Annotated in this window: 17 protein-coding genes; 12 read left to right on the top strand and 5 right to left on the bottom strand. The window is 42.2% G+C overall.

Going from position 1 to position 18,079, the window contains the following annotated elements; genetic code table 11:
• Positions 1-27: 27 nt before the first annotated feature.
• Positions 28-1,008, bottom strand: a complete 981-nt coding sequence (locus tag GJU41_RS13130; RefSeq protein WP_070879725.1) for a metal-dependent hydrolase — start codon at positions 1,006-1,008, stop codon at positions 28-30.
• Between the two features lie 370 nt (positions 1,009-1,378).
• Here GJU41_RS13130 and mutY point away from each other — a divergent pair, with 370 nt between their 5' ends.
• The gene (gene mutY, locus GJU41_RS13125) at positions 1,379-2,479 is read left to right on the top strand and encodes an A/G-specific adenine glycosylase (protein WP_070879756.1); all 1,101 of its coding nucleotides are present in this window, start codon (positions 1,379-1,381) and stop codon (positions 2,477-2,479) included.
• A 190-nt stretch (positions 2,480-2,669) separates the two neighbouring features.
• Here the strand turns inward: mutY and GJU41_RS13120 are convergent, their stop codons facing one another.
• A complete protein-coding gene (locus GJU41_RS13120; RefSeq protein ID WP_070879726.1) occupies positions 2,670-2,894 on the bottom strand; it encodes a hypothetical protein in 225 nt (74 codons plus the stop codon).
• Between the two features lie 88 nt (positions 2,895-2,982).
• On the opposite strand from GJU41_RS13120, the gene fabL reads away from it, so the two are divergent.
• Together fabL and GJU41_RS13110 are read left to right on the top strand one after the other, a co-directional pair.
• Positions 2,983-3,735 (top strand): enoyl-[acyl-carrier-protein] reductase FabL, encoded by a 753-nt coding sequence (fabL, locus tag GJU41_RS13115; RefSeq protein WP_070879727.1) that lies wholly within the window; start codon positions 2,983-2,985, stop codon positions 3,733-3,735.
• Positions 3,736-3,840: 105 nt separating this feature from the next.
• A complete protein-coding gene (locus GJU41_RS13110) occupies positions 3,841-4,029 on the top strand; it encodes a gamma-type small acid-soluble spore protein (protein ID WP_070879728.1) in 189 nt (62 codons plus the stop codon).
• An 89-nt stretch (positions 4,030-4,118) separates the two neighbouring features.
• On the opposite strand, the gene GJU41_RS13105 is transcribed toward GJU41_RS13110, so the two are convergent.
• Both GJU41_RS13105 and GJU41_RS13100 read right to left on the bottom strand, forming a co-directional pair.
• Complete coding sequence (locus tag GJU41_RS13105; RefSeq protein ID WP_070879729.1) at positions 4,119-5,627, bottom strand: phytoene desaturase family protein; 1,509 nt, start codon at positions 5,625-5,627, stop codon at positions 4,119-4,121.
• 21 nt (positions 5,628-5,648) lie between these two features.
• A complete protein-coding gene (locus tag GJU41_RS13100; protein ID WP_070879730.1) occupies positions 5,649-6,200 on the bottom strand; it encodes a methyltransferase family protein in 552 nt (183 codons plus the stop codon).
• A gap of 230 nt (positions 6,201-6,430) precedes the next feature.
• On the opposite strand from GJU41_RS13100, the gene GJU41_RS13095 reads away from it, so the two are divergent.
• From GJU41_RS13095 to GJU41_RS13055, 9 genes are all read left to right on the top strand, one after another.
• On the top strand, positions 6,431-6,679 hold the full coding sequence (locus GJU41_RS13095; RefSeq protein ID WP_070879731.1) for a YgaB family protein: 249 nt from the start codon (positions 6,431-6,433) through the stop codon (positions 6,677-6,679).
• Positions 6,680-6,828: 149 nt separating this feature from the next.
• Positions 6,829-7,359: a nucleoside tri-diphosphate phosphatase gene (gene ntdP, locus GJU41_RS13090; protein WP_070879732.1), complete on the top strand. Its 531-nt coding sequence runs from the start codon at positions 6,829-6,831 to the stop codon at positions 7,357-7,359.
• A gap of 527 nt (positions 7,360-7,886) precedes the next feature.
• Positions 7,887-9,608, top strand: coding sequence for an ABC transporter ATP-binding protein (locus GJU41_RS13085; RefSeq protein WP_083328409.1), 1,722 nt, complete (start codon positions 7,887-7,889; stop codon positions 9,606-9,608).
• Positions 9,609-9,947: 339 nt separating this feature from the next.
• Positions 9,948-10,949 (top strand): ABC transporter ATP-binding protein, encoded by a 1,002-nt coding sequence (locus GJU41_RS13080; protein ID WP_154319016.1) that lies wholly within the window; start codon positions 9,948-9,950, stop codon positions 10,947-10,949.
• Positions 10,930-11,898: an ABC transporter ATP-binding protein gene (locus GJU41_RS13075; RefSeq protein ID WP_070879734.1), complete on the top strand. Its 969-nt coding sequence runs from the start codon at positions 10,930-10,932 to the stop codon at positions 11,896-11,898. The genes GJU41_RS13080 and GJU41_RS13075 overlap by 20 nt, the downstream gene beginning before the upstream one ends.
• A 50-nt stretch (positions 11,899-11,948) precedes the next feature.
• Positions 11,949-13,556: an ABC transporter substrate-binding protein gene (locus GJU41_RS13070; protein ID WP_070879735.1), complete on the top strand. Its 1,608-nt coding sequence runs from the start codon at positions 11,949-11,951 to the stop codon at positions 13,554-13,556.
• Positions 13,557-13,710: 154 nt separating this feature from the next.
• On the top strand, positions 13,711-14,712 hold the full coding sequence (locus GJU41_RS13065; RefSeq protein ID WP_070879736.1) for an ABC transporter permease: 1,002 nt from the start codon (positions 13,711-13,713) through the stop codon (positions 14,710-14,712).
• A 17-nt stretch (positions 14,713-14,729) separates the two neighbouring features.
• On the top strand, positions 14,730-15,626 hold the full coding sequence (locus GJU41_RS13060; RefSeq protein ID WP_070879737.1) for an ABC transporter permease: 897 nt from the start codon (positions 14,730-14,732) through the stop codon (positions 15,624-15,626).
• Between the two features lie 597 nt (positions 15,627-16,223).
• A complete protein-coding gene (locus GJU41_RS13055; RefSeq protein WP_070877009.1) occupies positions 16,224-16,787 on the top strand; it encodes a YdhK family protein in 564 nt (187 codons plus the stop codon).
• A gap of 165 nt (positions 16,788-16,952) precedes the next feature.
• Here the strand turns inward: GJU41_RS13055 and GJU41_RS13050 are convergent, their stop codons facing one another.
• On the bottom strand, positions 16,953-18,035 hold the full coding sequence (locus tag GJU41_RS13050) for an aromatic acid exporter family protein (RefSeq protein ID WP_070877010.1): 1,083 nt from the start codon (positions 18,033-18,035) through the stop codon (positions 16,953-16,955).
• Between the last annotated feature and the right edge of the window lie 44 nt (positions 18,036-18,079).

Here is an 18,079-nt window from a genome sequence, read left to right as displayed (position 1 = left end):
AACTTGGCTGCGCTTTAGCCAAGTTTTTTATTCAGGCAGTAAATCCAATTTCTTTCTGAGCTTTTCCTCACTGAATATCCAGCCTGTATACGAACTGACGATGTTTAAATCCTGATCGAGCTGAACGATGGCAACAAAGGGATAATGGCCTTTGCTCCGGTAGCGCAAGTCAATGAATTTCACCTCGTAATGGTCTGTATATTCGTCAACCTCCCACCTGTAAACGGGTGAAAAAGACAGGAATGCAGAGATGTTTTCATCCTGTTCTGCAGCCTGAATGATGTCCGTTTGAGGCACGGGAACACGGTCATATTCATCAAGGATTGTCAGTTCATCATTATTTGATCGTCCAACATAATAATGGTTTTTTGAAATAATCGCGATACGCCATCTTCTGAATCTCATTGTCGGAGAAATAATGATTTTTTCAACATCGCCATATTTTTTGTGGATTTTATGGATAATTCTTCTTTTCATGATAAAGCGAAGAATGTAATACCCGAACGCAACAATAAACACTGTTAAAAATGTGTAGCCGGCAGGTACTCCAAATATCCAAACGACAATGCCTGCTGAATAAATAAAGAACAAAAAGGGATCGAAGGTATTGATCATGCCAAGGGCGATCCACTTTTGTGAAAATGGACGCAGTGCCTGGGTTCCGTATGCATTGAAAATATCAACAAATACATGAAGAACGACAGCGACTGAGATCCATATTGCTAAATGCAGCAAATCAGCTTCCGGAAAGATCCAGTACAATAAAGCAGTAATCAGCACGGACCAAAGAATTACAGCGGGTATCGAGTGAGTGATGCCCCGGTGATTTCGAATATATTTAGCGTTGTTTCTGAACTTTAATATGGTATCAAGATCCGGCGCCTGAGACCCTGCGATGGCTCCGATCATAACGGCCTGTGCAGTCACAGGATCTGCGCTCACTGCCGGATCAAGTGTTGCAAGTCCGCCGAGAGCAATCCCCATCACAACATGTGTGCCTGTATCCATTCATTAAAACCTCCTGTCACAATCATATGATGAAATAAGGTTTTCCCATCCCTTTATTTTATAGGATACATTACCGATTTTTATGGTTTTTGTGAGAAGGCATGCCTGCCCCTTTTTAAAATGCGGCGAATGCTGTATGATTTTTTAGTTGAACTAAGAAAAGCGCAAGCGCCCGTGTAGATTCGATAGACAGATAAGAAATCACTCGAAAAGTCCGGGATTGACTTTTTGGGGGATTTTGTTCTGGCAGTTGGGCGCTGGAGCTAGACATCAAAGCGCAAAATTTTATTCTTTGTTAAAACTCAAAAGAAAGCCTACCATTTATTTTCCCAAATTTCCTATAAAAATAACATGCGGAGGATATTTAAATATGCTCGATTCAATTGATAAAAATTTACATTCATTGAATATAGAAGATTTTAGAAAAGATTTAATCTCCTGGTATTTGCTTGAGAAAAGAGATCTTCCCTGGAGAATTAATCAGGATCCTTATAAAATTTGGGTGTCTGAAATTATGCTTCAGCAGACAAGAGTGGATACAGTCATCCCGTATTTTCTTGCCTTCACAGAGAAATTCCCAACGCTTGAAGCCTTGGCTGAGGCCGATGAAGAGGATGTTCTGAAAGCATGGGAGGGGCTTGGCTATTATTCAAGAGTCCGCAACCTGCATTCGGCTGTTAAAGAGGTTGTGAGCAGCTACGGCGGAATTGTACCTGATACACCAGAGGAGATCAGCAAATTAAAAGGGGTGGGTCCTTATACAAAAGGAGCCATTTTGAGCATTGCCTATAACGTGCCTGAGCCTGCGGTGGATGGAAATGTGATGAGAGTGATGTCGCGTATTCTTTCAATCTGGGAGGACATCGCAAAGCCGAAAACACGCACGATTTTTGAAAACATTCTATATGAGGTCATTTCGAAGGAACAGCCTTCAGAATTTAATCAGGCATTAATGGAGCTTGGCGCAATCATCTGTACGCCAACCTCACCGTCCTGTCTGATGTGTCCTGTAAGAGAGCATTGCCACGCATTTCATGAAGGAGTGCAAAGAGAGCTTCCAGTAAAAAGCAAAAAGAAAAAACCCAAGCAAGTGACAATGGCAGCTGCCGTTCTGAAAGATGCAGAGGGCCATTACTACATTCATAAGCGCAATTCCTCGGGTTTGCTTGCTAATTTATGGGAATTTCCAAACTGTGAAACGACGATTGACATCGTTTCGCAAAAAGAGCAGCTGGTAAAGTTTCTGAGTGATGAATATGAGACAGAAGCTGAGCTTGAGCCGCTGACAGGGACCATTCAGCATGTATTTTCACATTTAGTCTGGAACATTTCCGTCTATGCTGGTCAGCTTAAGCCCGGCAGCAGCTATAAAAATCTTGTAAAAGTGACAGAAACTGAAATGCAGAGATACGCATTTCCTGTTTCACATCAGAAGATTTATAAGATGTCGCTGCAGACGAATGAACAGTAGAAACAGCTCATAGTGAGAAAGGAAGCAATCTCAGAAAAATGAGCCCGAAACTTTCTAAGAAGCCTAAAATACACAAAATCGGCCTGATTCCGGCCGATTTTTAGGGATGAGAAAAGATTAAATTTTGCGCAGTGGTGTCTAGCTCCGCCTCCTAGCCCCTCGGCCAGAACGGGCGATTCCGCTTTTCTTATCAATCATAGCTTATTTTTGTCCCGTGTGTGTAATCAGCTTCATTGCGATTTAAACCGCCGCGTTCTTCAATTTCCAGAATGATCTCACGGTGTATCGTCTGTCCTTCGGCGTTTAAATATGGCATCATTTGCTGAAGTCCATGATGGAAGTAAGCTAATTCACTATCCTTCCACTCGTGGATGGACATCATGGATAATTCAGTCATATCACGGCCTACATACATAAGCAATCCTCCTCTACTACTCGCTTGTCCTATTGTTTGATACAATATAGGCAACTATACGATTAACAGCAAATAAGGAGATGTAAAAATGAACCAGAACAAAACAGCTCTAATTACAGGAAGCAGCAGGGGAATAGGGAAAGCAATCGCACTCCGTCTTGCTAAGCAGGGATACAATATCGTCATCAATTATGCCAGAAGCAAAGGTGCGGCACTTCAAACCGCGGAAGAAATTGAAGCGCTTGGCGTAAAGGCTCTTGTAGTAAAAGCAAACGTAGGAAAACCTGAAAAGATAAAAGACATGTTTGCCGAGATTGATGAAACCTTCGGCCGTTTAGATATATTTGTGAACAATGCTGCATCAGGGGTATTAAGACCTTTAATGGAGCTTGAAGAAAGCCACTGGGACTGGACAATGGATATTAACAGCAAGGCCCTTTTATTCTGCGCTCAGGAAGCTGCGAAGAGAATGGAGAAAAACGGCGGCGGAACGATAGTCAGCATCAGCTCATTAGGTTCAATCCGCGTTCTTGAAAATTACACAACAGTTGGAGTATCGAAGGCTGCACTTGAATCTTTGACACGTTACTTGGCAGTCGAGCTTGCATCTAAAAACATTGTTGTCAATGCTGTTTCAGGAGGAGCTGTTGATACAGAAGCACTGAAGCATTTTCCAAACCGGGAAGAACTGCTTGCGGATGCGAGAAGAATGACGCCTGCAGGGCGCATGGTGGATATGGAGGATATGGTTGACGCAGTTGAATTTCTCGTTTCAGACCAGGCATCAATGATTAGAGGACAGACCATCATCGTCGATGGCGGACGTTCTCTTCTGATGTAAAATCAGCAGCAGTCATAGGGCTTTAACAAAATCAAAAAAAATTTAAAAACCTTTGGATATTAATTTCACCTCCGGGACATGATAAATTTCGTGGAGGTGATAAACATGGCAAACAATCAACAACAACCAAACAAAACTCAATCTGGCACTAGCGTACAACACGTGAAACAACAAAACGCTCAAGCTGCGCAAGGTCAACAACAATTCGGAGCTGAGTTCGCTAGCGAAACAGATGCTCAACAAGTGAAAAAATCCAACCAACAAGCAGAAGCTAAGAAAAACCAAAATTCTTAATTTAAAAACCGCTTGAATAGAGACACTTCTTCCTTGTGAGAAGAAGTGTCTTTTCTATTGTTGTTTTGCGGATAATTAGTGCACACGCATTATTTTGCGTTCACAAGCTCATTCTTCTTGATCAGATCAGCTGTAAGCTGGCCTGACAATGTAACCATCGGAACTCCGCCCCCTGGGTGAGTCGATCCTCCAACAAAATACAATCCTTCATAAATATCGCTCTTTGCAGGAATTTTAAATCCGCTGTTTTTCTTTTTGTCAGATGCGACCCCATAGATTGAACCGCCATTTGGTCCATAAAGCTCCTCAAGGTCCTCTGGAGTGAAGCGGTATTCAAATTCAATTGATTTCCGCAAATCTTTCATCCCCATACGTTCAAGTTTGTTTAAGACAAGTTCCCGGTACTCCTCCCAATCAAAGCTTGTTTTAGCTCCTTCCTTTAGAGGAGGGACGTGGGTAAGGACGAATAAATTGTCTTTTCCATCGGGAGCCTGGCTTGCGTCAGATCTTGAAGAAATACCGATATAAATCGTCGGGTCATCAGCCGGCACCCCCTGATTGAATATTTGCTGAAATTCTTTTTCCGGATCCTCTGAGAAAAAGAAGTTATGATGCTTCAAATCATCAAATTTACAGTCTGTCCCAAGCAGCAGCACTAATCCGGAAACACTTGGAATAAAGGTTTTGCCCAATTTTTTAATTTCTTTTTTAACTTCTCCGGTAGAAGGAGCAAGATTTCGGTATGCAGGGATTGCCTCTAAGTTCGAAATAACGACATCTGCATGATAAACATCCCCATTCTCCGTCATGACGCCTTTAACAGTTTTTCCATCCAGCTCCAGACAGGCAACAGGGGTATTGGTTTTAACTTCAATTCTAAGCTCATCCATTAACTTCTGCATCCCTTCAGCAATTCCGTACATGCCGCCTTTTACATAGTGAATGCCAAGACCGAGCTGCACATAAATCAGCTGATTAAGGATGGCCGGTGCGGAATAAGGATTAGATCCCACATACATTACGAAGAAATTGAACAGCTGCTGCAGATACTTGTTGTCCAGGTGCTTTTCAGTTCCGTCTGCTGCGGTGCTGAGGGGATCCATTGCCATTAGATCCTTAAGAGTATGATGTTTCTTTAAATCCTTTAAATCTTCAAGGCTGAATTTATAAAAACTTTTCAAACAAAGATCATACATTTTTTCACTGTAGGAAAGAAGGCCGCTCAGGTTGCCATGAGGCTCCTTAGATACCTTTGCCATTTCTGCTATCATTGTCGGAAGGTCGCTTGAAACATCAATTTTTGTGCCGTCTTCAAAAAACGTTCGCCATTGAGGCTCTACCCGTTCAACTGTTATGTAGTCTTCCAAGTGCCTGTTTACACTTCTGAAAAGCTGCTCGAGCACCCAAGGCATCGTTAAAATGGAAGGGCCTGTATCAAAAGTGAATCCTTTGCCGGAGCGGCGATTTAGTTTTCCTCCAACATTGCTGTTTTTCTCTAGCACGGTCACATCATATCCATCTGCAGACAGCCGAATTGCAGCAGACATTCCTCCAAGCCCGGCTCCGATTACGATAGCTTTCTTTTTTTGATTGATCATTCCAGCACCTCCGGTTAATAGTTAATAAATAGGGGGAAAGAGCCGATATCTTTTTTTTGCCCAGCTCCTGTATTCCTCTCCATATGCTTTAATGAGCATTCTTTCTTCAATTCGGATCCTTTGAATTATGCTGAATGCTCCTGCAGCTCCGCCAACAATTGCAAGGACAGGATTGCCCAGAGAAAGACAAATCCCGATTATGATCAGCAAAAGCCCGGTATAAAGCGGATGTCTGAGCCGCCTGTATGGGCCTGAGCTCACAAGCTCGTCGCTTATGCGGACGGATACATGCCGTGTAAATTGCTGACGCAGGTGGCCGATTCCCCAGTATCTTAATAAAACCCCAAGCGCGTAAAGCATGAGTCCTATTAATTGAATATAGGTATTTTCCCAGTAAAATATCCCCCATTCTTTCATTAAGACCGCACTTACGATTGTTGAAGAAAAAACAAATAAGATAAAGGGGTAAGAGCGCTTCTCTTTTGTTTCTTCTTCTGTGAATCCCCTGTTGCGGTAAAGGATGAATTCAGCGATCCAAATGAAAGTGATGATAAAAAATAAAAGGGAATTCAAGATGAACGTGCACCGCCTTAGTATTTTTAGGAAAATTCAGACTGTTTGACGTTTCCCTCATTTTAATCGATACAAACCAAAATCAGGAATCTCAATGTGCTGTAAGCTTAGATTTACACATCCGACAAAACCTCTTATTCCTCAACATATAAAGTCAAAGGAAAATCTTTAGCAGAGAAGAAATAATACGTGTACAAATCAGCAGGACGGAAGAAAGAGGTGTCATTAGATTGAAAGAATTTGATCAATTAGTCGGCAATCAGCTCCAGACGATGGAGAAGCTGCTGAGCCTGCAGTCCGAAATTGAGAGATGCCAGGAGTTAAAAGAGCAGCTGAACAATCTTCCTGATGAAATACAATGCAAGGAGATTGAGTCTGAGATTCATCTTATGAAGGATGAGCTGCATATGATTCAGAAGGTGTTTGAAAAGCAGACAGAAGAGGTCATCCGTTCATATCAGGCTGTGGAGGTTACATAAATAAATAGGTTTTCTTAAGAGTCTGCCAAAACCTCAGGGCGGCTCTTTTATTTTCTTTTTTTTCCTGCAAACGGTATAATAGTAAAAACAAATAATTGAAGATCTTTGCCCTTTCAGCAAAGCGGCGATACGGAAAGTAGGGGAGTAAAATGGGATTTCCCAAGGAAGGAGATAACATACAAATTCATAGTTACAAACATGATGGGCATATTCACCGAATTTGGGATGAAACAACCGTTTTAAAGGCTAGTCAGCATTGTATTATCGGCGGAAATGACCGTACAGTTGTGACAGAATCTGATGGCCGCACATGGATTACCCGTGAACCTGCGATTTGTTACTTTCATACAAAGTACTGGTTTAACGTAATAGGGATGATCCGGGAAGACGGCATATATTATTATTGCAACATAAGCTCGCCATTCGCTTGGGACGATGAAGCGCTGAAATACATAGATTATGACCTTGATGTTAAAATTTTTCCTGATATGACCTATATCATCTTAGATGAAGATGAATACGAATATCATCGTAAAAAAATGAATTATCCTGACGTCATCGATTTGATTTTGAAGAGCAACCTTGAAAAACTGCTCCGCTGGATCAGACAGAAAAAAGGACCGTTCTCCGCAGAATTTATCGATGAGTGGTATGAACGTTATTTAACACATGTAAAATGATTTGTTGTCAGTTCACACTTCCTGAAGTACAGCACATAGATAGCAGATTCAGGGATGCTTAACCTGAAAGCCTGTTTGATAAACAGGCTTATTCTTTGTTTAGGAAATTATAAAATGTAAAAGGTTGTGGATAATTAAATAATGTTATCTACGTCCAGGTCCAGCACCAGCGCCTAGATCCTCCGTCAGAACGAATCCGACAAAAAAGGCGGGACCCGGACTTTTCTGTCGGATTCTTATCTGCCTGTCGGATCTGAACCAAGGCGCTTTAGCCGGGATTTTTTTGTTAGTGATTCAGGCGAAGCAGCGGAACGTATGAGATGTTCCGCTCCGCACAAAATAGAAAAAGCTGTGTTCGTATAAATAGATATTCCTTACGCGTCAAGTTCTCAGTCGAGCTCTTTTCCTTGAATTTGAAGAAACAGTGGCACTTAAAGAACGCGGTTTAATTAAAACAAAAATGTTTACGAATAGAGTATAGAAAAAGAAAGGGGGAGACAAGGCCCTTGAGTTCAGTAAAGCGTTACATGAAATTCGTCAAACCTTATAGATTGCAAATTGCAGGAACGATTCTTATCGGAATTATTAAATTCTCTATTCCTTTATTAACACCGCTGCTGCTTAAGTATGTAGTCGATGATATATTAGGCGGAAAAATGTCAGCAGATGAAAAAACGGCAAAGCTGCTGACAATCATGGGAATCATGTTTGCCATCTTCCTTATCGTCAGACCGCCAATTGAATATTACCGTCAATATTTTGCACAATGGACAGGAAGCAAGATCCTTTATGATATAAGGGACAGCCTGTTTACCCATCTGCAAAAGCTCAGTCTCCGCTACTACGCAAACACAAGAGCGGGAGAAATTATCTCCAGGATCATTAACGATGTTGAACAAACGAAAAACTTTGTCATCACCGGTCTGATGAACGTGTGGCTGGATATTTTTACAATCGTGATCGCAGTGATCATTATGTTTACTATGGATATCAAGCTTACACTTGTTTCCATTATTCTGTTCCCTTTTTACGGCTTTTCGGTTAAATACTTTTACGGTAAGCTGAGACATCTGACCAGGGTCCGCTCTCAAGCATTGGCGCAGGTTCAGGGACATCTACATGAGCGGGTACAGGGGATGCCTGTCATCCGCAGTTTTGCCATTGAAGATCATGAGCAGGCTGAATTTGATAAAGAAAATCATAACTTTTTAACGAAAGCGCTCGATCATACAAGCTGGAATGCGAAGACGTTTGCCGTTGTGAATACCATTACGGATGTTGCCCCGCTGCTTGTTATTTCATTTGCAGCCTATCAGGTTATTCATGGGAACATGACAGTTGGGACAATGGTAGCATTTATTGCCTATATTGATCAGCTGTATAATCCGCTCAGACGTCTAGTTACTTCATCAACTACTCTCACTCAGGCCCTGGCATCGATGGACCGTGTGTTTGAATTGATTGATGAAAAGTATGATATTACGGACAAACCCAATGCCATTGAAGCAAAAGCGGTAAATGGCACAATTGAATTTGAAGAAGTGTCGTTCAAATATGAGGAGAAAGAACCGATGATCCTCGATCATGTCTCGTTAAAAGTGAACAGAGGGGAAACGGTTGCTTTAGTAGGAATGAGCGGAGGCGGAAAATCGACCTTCATCAGCTTAATTCCCCGTTTCTACGATGTTTCTGAAGGTCGCATTCTTCTTGATGGAACAGATATTAGAGATTATCGTGCTCAAAGTCTGAGAGATCAAATTGGCATGGTGCTGCAGGATACATTTTTATTCAGCCAGTCTGTTAAAGAAAATATCCTGATCGGCAAGCCTGGAGCGTCAGATGAAGAAGTGTTTGAAGCGGCAAGAGCAGCAAATGCGCATGACTTCATTTTAGGCTTTCCTGAAGGCTATGATACGAAAGTCGGTGAACGCGGCGTTAAACTTTCCGGCGGTCAAAAACAAAGACTTGCGATTGCAAGAGTGTTCTTAAAGAATCCGCCTATTCTTGTTCTTGATGAAGCAACGTCAGCTCTTGATTTAGAAAGTGAGCACCTGATACAGGAAGCGCTTGAGAAACTTGCTATGGACCGGACGACGTTTATCGTAGCTCATCGTCTTTCAACCATTACCCATGCTGATAAAATTGTTGTCGTAGAAAACGGAAAAATTGCAGAACAGGGAACTCATGCAGAATTAATGGAGAAACAAGGCCATTATTATTCTCTATTCCAAATTCAGCAATTAGATTAGACCATATTTTTCTATCATAATAAAATCACTTCTTTAGGCAAATAGAATTCCATAATAAGTAAAAATAAGCAATCCTTTCTGGATTGCTTATTTTTTATGATTAAAAAGGCATGAGTTTAATTAACATAATCACTTTATTAATGTAATGCAATAAAACTATTTAGGTACAAAGGACTATTTTAATATTTAGAATTTTTAGTCTATAATTTGTACATATCCAATTTTTTTGTATTTTGAATAGTATCTTACAGAAATATCAAGAGAGAGCATAGAGGATGATCCGACATCATATGTTTTTAAGGTGATTGGAAAAGTATCCTCAAACAGGGGGTGAGCGGTCTGTCACGGGAAAAAATATTAGAAATCAGAGATTTAAGCATCACATTTATGCAAATCAAAGAAGAAACGCGAGTCGTGGACTCCATTCGTTTTGACGTACATAAGGGAGAAGTTTTAGGAATCGTAGGAGAATCGGGATGCGGAAAAAGTGTGACTTCGCTTTCGATTATGGGGTTATTGCCAAAGAAAACATCAAAGCTTACAGGAGAAGTGCTTTTTCAAGGAAAGGATCTTCTGAAGCTGAATGAAAAATCACTCCGAAAAATGCGCGGAAATGAAATTGCGATGGTCTTTCAGGAGCCAATGACTTCACTCAATCCATTATTTAAAATAGGCAACCAGCTTGAAGAGTCACTTCGTGTTCATCAGAACTTAACTAAAAAACAGGCAAAGGACCGGGTCATTCAAATTCTGAAGCTTGTAGGACTGCCAAGACCTGAGGAGTTATACGGGGAATATCCCCATCAGCTCTCAGGAGGTATGAGGCAGCGTGTCATGATTGCGATGGCAATGATTTGTGATCCTAAGGTGCTGATTGCTGATGAGCCGACAACTGCACTGGATGTAACGATTCAAGCACAAATATTGAAATTAATGAAAGACCTCAATCAAAAGCTTGAAACGTCCATTGTCTTTATCACACATGATCTTGGAGTAGTAGCGGAAATGTGCGACCGCGTCATGGTCATGTATGCAGGACAAGTCGTGGAGGAGGGAACGGTCAAAACAATTTTTAAAAATCCTAAGCATCCTTACACAAAAGGGCTTATGAAATCAGTTCCGGATATCCGGAATAAAAATGACAGATTATATTCCATTTCAGGGCAGGTGCCGCGTCCTGGCACTGTTCAGCAGGGATGTCTGTTTGCAGGCCGCTGTGAATATGCAATGGCTGAGTGTCTGAATGATGCACCTCCGCTGTACAAGTTAGAGAATTCCCATCAATCAAGATGCTTTCTGGCACGAGAGGAGGCAATTCAGCATGACGAAGCCTTTGCTTAAAGTGGATAAGCTGTCAAAGCATTTTCCGATTAATGGCGGCGTGTTTGGCAGAAAAGTCGGTGCGGTCAAGGCAGTCAATGATTTGTCTTTTGAAGTATATGAAGGAGAAACACTTGGAATCGTCGGTGAATCCGGCTGCGGGAAGTCAACTATGGGACGGCTTCTGCTGAAACTGATTGAGGCTACAGAAGGTTCGGTTTCTTTTCAGGAAGAACAGCTGCTCACCAAGTCTCCAAAAGAGATGAGAAAGATGAGGCGGGAGCTGCAGATGGTCTTTCAGGACCCTTATGCATCGCTGAATCCGAGAATGACGGTTGAGCGCATTCTTGAAGAGCCGCTTATTGTACATAAAATAGGAAACAAGGAACAGCGCAGGCAAAAAGTAAAAACGATGCTGAAAATTGTCGGTCTTGATGAAGCATACGGCAAAAGGTATCCCCATCAGTTCAGCGGAGGACAGCGCCAAAGAATTGGGATTGCAAGAGCACTGATGACGAATCCGAAGCTGATTATTGCAGATGAACCCGTTTCTGCTCTTGATGTTTCCATTCAATCTCAAATTCTGAATCTATTAAAAGACCTGCAAAAGGAATTTTCATTAACGTATATTTTCATTTCCCATGACCTCGGAGTCGTTCGCCACATCAGCGACAGGCTTGGAGTGATGTATTTGGGAAGTTTAGTAGAGCTTGCAGACAGCGAGAGGGTGTATGCTGAACCATTGCATCCTTATACAAAAGCGCTGCTCTCAGCCGTGCCTCTGCCGGATCCTGAGGCAGTTAAAGAACAGATTGTTTTAAAAGGCGATCTTCCGAGTCCGTCTGATCCGCCTAAAGGATGTGCTTTTCATACAAGATGTCCTGCTTGTTTTGAACCATGTAAAGTGAAAAAGCCAGAATGGACTGAAGTAAAAGAAGGTCATTATGTCGCGTGCCATTTATATCAATAATGGCACAGATGTGATTGATAGATTGAAATAGGAAATAGGGGGATGTATACGTGAAAAAGAAAAGCCTGTTGGTCTCAATTATGTTTGTGCTGCTGTTATCAGCGGCATTGATGGGATGCAGTTCAAATGAAACCTCATCAGATGGCAAATCAGAAGGCGGAAGCGAAAAGAAACAGGACAGCCTGGTTTTTGGACGCGGCGGTGATTCAACATCACTTGATCCAATTACAACGACAGAGGGAGAAGCATTTAAAGTAACGGTCAACGTATTTGAAACACTATTGAATTACGGCGAGCAGGATACAACTGTTCAGGAAGGTCTTGCAACAAAATGGGAAGTTTCTGATGATAACCTGACGTATACTCTTACTTTAAGAGAAGGCGTTAAATTCCATGACGGCACAGACTTCAACGCTGAAGCTGTTGTATTCAACTTCGAGCGCTGGATGAATGGAGATGCCGATAAATTCCCTTACTATACAATGTTTGGCGGATTCAAAAAAGATGAAGGCCACGTCATTAAAGAAGTAAAAGCAGACGGGGACAATAAAGTTGTCTTCACACTTAAACGTCCTCAAGCTCCGTTCTTAAAGAACCTTGCGATGTCACCATTTGGAATTGCAAGTCCTGCTGCTATTGAAAAGCACGGAGAAAAATTCAGAGAAAATCCTGTTGGAACAGGTCCATTTAAATTTGTAGAGTGGAAGCCAAACGACAGAATCGTTCTTGAGAAAAATGAAGACTACTGGATGAAAGGATATCCGAAATTAAATCAGGTTATCTTTAAATCAATTCCGGAAAACTCAGCTCGTTTAAACGCATTGCAGACGGGTGAAATTGATCTAATGGATGGAGTGAATCCATCTGATACTGAATCTATTACAAGCAATAAAGACTTACAAACGTTTGAGCGTCCGTCCATGAACGTAGGATATGTTGGATTAACAACAAACCGTAAGCCTCTTGATAACAAACTTGTGCGTCAAGCATTGAACCATGCAGTAGACAAACAGGCGATCATTGATTCTTTCTATGGCGGACTTGCTGAGCCAGCGAAGAATCCAATGCCTCCTTCATTAGAAGGCTATAACGATGATATCGAGCCATACCCATATGATTTAGAAAAAGCGAAAGCGCTTCTTGCTGAAGCTGGTCATCCTGATGGCTTTAAAATGGAGCTTTGGGCAATGCCTGTACCGCGTCCATATATGCCAGAAGGTATGAAAGTGGCTGAAGTTCTTAAATCAAGCTTTGCAAAAATCGGTGTTGAAGCCGAAATCAAAACTTATGATTGGGCAACTTATTTAGACAAAGCAAGCAAAGGGGAAGCAGATTCCTTTATGCTCGGCTGGACTGGTGATAATGGAGATGCAGATAACTTCATTTATACTCTATTAGATAAAGACAGCATCGGCAGCAATAACTACACGTACTACAGCAATGATGAATTACATGACATCCTGATTGAAGCACAATCAAATGCGGATCAGGAAAAACGAAATGAGCTCTATAAAAAAGCGCAGGAAATCATTAAAGAAGATGCACCATGGATCCCGCTTGCTCACTCAACGCCAATCCTTGCTGGAAGCAGCAGTATTACAGGCTTCATGCCGCATCCAACTGGATCTGACATTTTAACAAAGGTTGAATTTAAGTAATCTAGAAGGAGGAGGACTTGTCCTCCTCCTTTTTTCAGAAAGGCTCTTTTCGTAAACTTATTGCACGACAGGACTTCTATATTTGAACAATACGAATACACAATACAACAATCTATGCGAAAACAGCCTTCAGAAATAAAAGCGAGGTGAGACGATGGTTTCATACACAGTAAGAAGAATTGGATTGCTCATACCGGTTTTAATTGGGATGACACTGGTCGTTTTTTCTATTATCCGAGCCATTCCGGGCAACCCGGCACAGGTCATTCTCGGGCAGCGTGCTACACAGGAAGCGATTGAAAAATTAACGCAGCAGCTTGGTCTCGATCAGCCTTGGTACATACAATATTTTGATTATGTCGGAGGACTGCTGACGGGTGATCTTGGCCAGTCTATCCGAACAGGAGCCCAAATCAGCCAGGAGATGACTCCTTATTTGGCTGCAACAATGGAACTGACGATTTTCGCCATGATGATTGCCATCGTGGTTGGAATCAATGCAGGAATCATCAGTGCCTGGTTCCGAAATTCGTGGTTTGATTATACGGCAATGGTTATCGCATTGATTGGAGTGTCGATGCCGATTTTCTGGCTTGGATTGATGGAGCAATATGTCTTCTCCATCCAGCTTGGCTGGCTTCCAACGACTGGCCGGGAGGAAATTCGAAATCCTGTTGATTCAATCACAAATCTTTATTTGCTCGATACTCTTTTGCAGGGCAGATTTGATCAATTTATAGAAGTTCTCAAGCATATTCTTCTGCCGGGAATTGCGCTCGCGACGATTCCAATGGCGATCATTGCAAGGATTACCCGCTCAACCATGATCGAAGCCATGGAGTCGGATTTTATCCGGACAGCCCGTGCTAAAGGTCTTCACATGTTCTGGGTTGTCTATAAGCATGCTTTAAAAAATGCCATTATTCCAATCTTAACGATTATTGGACTTCAAACAGGATTATTGTTAGGCGGAGCTATTTTGACGGAAACCATTTTCGGCTGGCCGGGGATGGGAAGGTATATTTTTGATGCCATCAGCTATCGTGATTATCCAGTTATTCAATCCGGAATATTAATTATCGCTACAATATTTGTCTTTATTAATCTGATTGTGGATCTGTTATATGCTGCCATTGATCCAAGGATTAAATATTAGAAAAGGGGGAGACTGCTATGTCACTACCATCGCTGCAGGAGCAGCAGACTGCCATTATAAAACAGGAGAAGGTTGTCACACCTTTTCAGCAGAAGCTGCGCGTCTTTTTACAAAATAAATTAGCTATCGCAGGAAGCTTTCTCGTCCTTTTCTTTATTGTTATTGCAATCGCTGCACCTCTGATTGCCCCTCAAGGCATTGATGAGCAGGAGCTCTCAAAGAGACTGCTTCCTCCTTCATCAGAGCATTGGTTTGGAACGGACGACTTTGGGCGTGATATTTTTTCAAGAGTCCTGTTTGGTGCCAGGATTTCACTGTGGGTCGGCTTTTTCTCGGTTCTTGGATCAGCAATAGTCGGAACACTGCTTGGTATTATGGCAGGTTATTATGGAAAAGTCATTGATACGATCATCTCTAGAATTTTTGATATTATGCTTGCCTTTCCGAGCATCCTGCTTGCTATAGCGATCGTTGCTATTTTAGGACCTTCCCTGCAGAATGCACTGATTGCCATTGCTGTCATTAACATTCCAAACTTCGGCAGACTGATCAGAGCGAAAGTGCTGAGTGTAAAAGAAGAAGAGTACATACACGCAGCAAAAGCAGTAGGAACAAGTGATACGAGAATTCTGCTTGTTCATGTGCTGCCAAATAGTCTTTCGCCGATTATTGTACAAGCTTCTCTGGCGATTGCTACTGCCATAATAGAAGCAGCTGCTCTTGGATTCCTTGGACTTGGCGCTCAGGCTCCAAATCCGGAATGGGGAAAAATGCTTGCCGATTCCAAGCAATATCTGGTTCAGGCCCCTTGGACCCTGTTTTTCCCCGGCCTTGCCATTATGCTGACCGTTCTTGGGTTTAACTTAATGGGTGACGGACTTCGGGATGCACTTGATCCTAAAGGGAAGCATTGATAAAGGAATATACATGAAGAGTCCAGATCCTGTGGGATTTGGACTTTTTGTATTCCATCTCTTAGTCCTTCAGCCAGAACAAATTCTCCTAAAAAGTCAAACCCGGACTTTTCGGGTGATTTCTTATCTGCCTGTCGGAGCTGAACAGTCGGTTCCGCTTTTCGTGGTGTCTAGCTTCATCGCCCAACTCCTCGGTCAGAACGGCTCATCCAGCAAAGGCAAAAAGCGCCTTCACGGGCTGATCCTTATCTGCCTGTCGGGTCTGAACAGTCGGTTCCGCTTTTCGGTGTGTCTAGCTCCATCGCCCAACTCCTCGGTCAGAACGGCTCATCCAGCAAAGGCAAAAAGCGCCTTCACGGGCTGATCCTTATCTGCCTGTCGGAGCTGAACAGTCGGTTCCGCTTTTCGTGGTGTCTAGCTCCACCTCCTAGCCCCTCGGCCAGAACAAAATCCCCCAAAAAGTCAAACCCGGACTTTTCGGGTGATTTCTTATCTGTCTGTCGGGTCTGACCAGTCGGTTCCGCTTTTCGGTGTTGCACAAATTCTGCACAATTCTTTTGTATTATTGGGTCAAAGCTTATGGGAGGATGGTTTGATATGTTGAAGAAGAAAATGATTTTATCGCTTGTTGCGGCTGTTTCATTGTCTCTTGGTGCTTGCGGAAACAGTGACGGTGATCAGGGAGAGAAAAAAGAAGATTCGGAGCACATGGATCATGGCAGTATGAATCACTCGAGCTCTGGAGAAGTGCCTGAAGGGTTAAAAGAGGCTCTGAATCCTGCTTATGAAGTTGGAAGCAAAGCAATCATCACGACAGATCATATGGAAGGCATGAACGGGGCAGAAGCAACAATTTCGGGTGCATATAGTACAACTGTATATTCCATCTCTTATACTCCTGAAGGCGGGGGTGAGCCTGTTGAGAATCACAAATGGATCATTCATGAAGAAATCAAAGCTGCTCCTGAAGAACCGTTTAAAGCAGGAGATGAAGTAACTGTTGAGGCGAGCCATATGGAAGGCATGGAAGGTGCGGAAGCTGTCATTGATTCTGCCGAAAAAACAACCGTATACATGGTTGATTACACACCTGAAGGCGGCGGGGAAAAAGTGAAAAATCATAAATGGGTGACAGAGAGTGAGTTAGAGAAGGCTGAATAGGTCTCAATGACTACCTAAACATTTGATTTTCCGCGATCAAGGGTGTCAAACTTGGTCAGTCCTCATACACACAGCAAAAAAATCGCCAGCCCTTCTGAAAAATAAAGAGATAGAGAAAAGGACTAACCATCATCGGTTAGTCCTCTCTTTTATTTTGAGTGAAAATCAGCTGCTCTCTTCCAGTTCATTAATTTGCAGTTCATTTTCTTCTTTATGATAATTATGGAAGCTGTTTATTAGAGTGTCCAAATGCTCGAGCTGCTCGCTGTAGTCAATAATGACAGCGATAAGAGGCAGCAGGTGATAGAAGCACTCCTGATCAATGCAGCTGCCTTTAAATTTCATGAAAGTATCGACGAGCTCCTGCTTGTTAAACTGGCCTTCTTTAATAAGATCTGTTGTTGACTGAGGTTTAATTTTGCCAATGAATTTCAGAAGGCTTCTTTCATGAAAATCGATCAAATAGTCGAGCTCGTTTGCAAGTATCTCTTTAAAATCTTCTGGAACGTGATGCAATTCATTTTCCAGCCTGTGGAGCTTTTTCAGAGTATCCAAGGAACGATTTGTTGTAACAAGCATTTGTCTGAACAAAACGAGTTTGCGGGATTTTGCATAGATATTTCGTTTGAAATAAGCGCGTTCTTCCTTGTACAGCAAGTAAAGCTGATCAAGTTTAATCATTTTATCTTTTATTTTTTCGATGTCTGTTTTCAGCTCGCTGTATTCGGAAACCTGCCTCATGTTAATGCGGATCCATTTAATGATTTCCTCCGTATTATCTACAATTCTGTAGTAGAGCTTAGTTTCATACTTTGGCGGGATAAAAATTAAGTTAACTATGAATGCCGATAAAACCCCCAGCAGAACCGTTCCAAAACGGATCAGAGAAAATTCGATGAAATCTTCCCCGGGGCTTTCCAGAATTGCAATAACTGTAACAATGGAAACAGGAATCGTGTTTTCGATTTTTATTTTTAAGTTAATCGCAATGACAATAATGACGGTTAGACCGATAACAAACGGATGGGGACCAAAGATCAGCCCGAACAGAATGGCAAAGGCTGCTCCGATGATATTTGCCTGTACTTGCTCAATGACGGATAAATAAGAGCGATAAATGGTTGGCTGGATCGCAAAAATAGCTGCGATACCTGCAAACGCGGGAGACGGTATTTTTAATAACGTGGCCAAGTATAGAGCCAGCGTAATGGCTATCCCCGTTTTTATAATGCGGGCACCAAGTTTCATGGGGTGTGTATGGACATTCCCTTCTTTACTGATTGTTGTTGGCT

The organism is Metabacillus idriensis, from assembly GCF_009674765.1.
Classification (GTDB): Bacteria; Bacillota; Bacilli; order Bacillales; family Bacillaceae; genus Bacillus_P; species Bacillus_P idriensis.
This window is presented reverse-complemented; position numbering and strand designations above follow the sequence as displayed.

What these genes read in the sequence shown, in the direction of transcription:
- ntdP (WP_070879732.1), top strand. Translation starts at nt 6,829, where the DNA reads ATGGGATTTCCCAAGGAAGGAGATAACATACAAATTCATAGTTACAAA.
- GJU41_RS13065 (WP_070879736.1), top strand. Translation starts at nt 13,711, where the DNA reads ATGGTTTCATACACAGTAAGAAGAATTGGATTGCTCATACCGGTTTTA.
- mutY (WP_070879756.1), top strand. Translation starts at nt 1,379, where the DNA reads ATGCTCGATTCAATTGATAAAAATTTACATTCATTGAATATAGAAGAT.
- GJU41_RS13055 (WP_070877009.1), top strand. Translation starts at nt 16,224, where the DNA reads ATGTTGAAGAAGAAAATGATTTTATCGCTTGTTGCGGCTGTTTCATTG.
- GJU41_RS13085 (WP_083328409.1), top strand. Translation starts at nt 7,887, where the DNA reads ATGAAATTCGTCAAACCTTATAGATTGCAAATTGCAGGAACGATTCTT.
- GJU41_RS13130 (WP_070879725.1), bottom strand. Translation starts at nt 1,008, where the DNA reads ATGGATACAGGCACACATGTTGTGATGGGGATTGCTCTCGGCGGACTT.
- GJU41_RS13075 (WP_070879734.1), top strand. Translation starts at nt 10,930, where the DNA reads ATGACGAAGCCTTTGCTTAAAGTGGATAAGCTGTCAAAGCATTTTCCG.
- GJU41_RS13110 (WP_070879728.1), top strand. Translation starts at nt 3,841, where the DNA reads ATGGCAAACAATCAACAACAACCAAACAAAACTCAATCTGGCACTAGC.
- GJU41_RS13105 (WP_070879729.1), bottom strand. Translation starts at nt 5,627, where the DNA reads ATGATCAATCAAAAAAAGAAAGCTATCGTAATCGGAGCCGGGCTTGGA.
- GJU41_RS13050 (WP_070877010.1), bottom strand. Translation starts at nt 18,035, where the DNA reads ATGAAACTTGGTGCCCGCATTATAAAAACGGGGATAGCCATTACGCTG.
- GJU41_RS13060 (WP_070879737.1), top strand. Translation starts at nt 14,730, where the DNA reads ATGTCACTACCATCGCTGCAGGAGCAGCAGACTGCCATTATAAAACAG.
- fabL (WP_070879727.1), top strand. Translation starts at nt 2,983, where the DNA reads ATGAACCAGAACAAAACAGCTCTAATTACAGGAAGCAGCAGGGGAATA.
- GJU41_RS13120 (WP_070879726.1), bottom strand. Translation starts at nt 2,894, where the DNA reads ATGTATGTAGGCCGTGATATGACTGAATTATCCATGATGTCCATCCAC.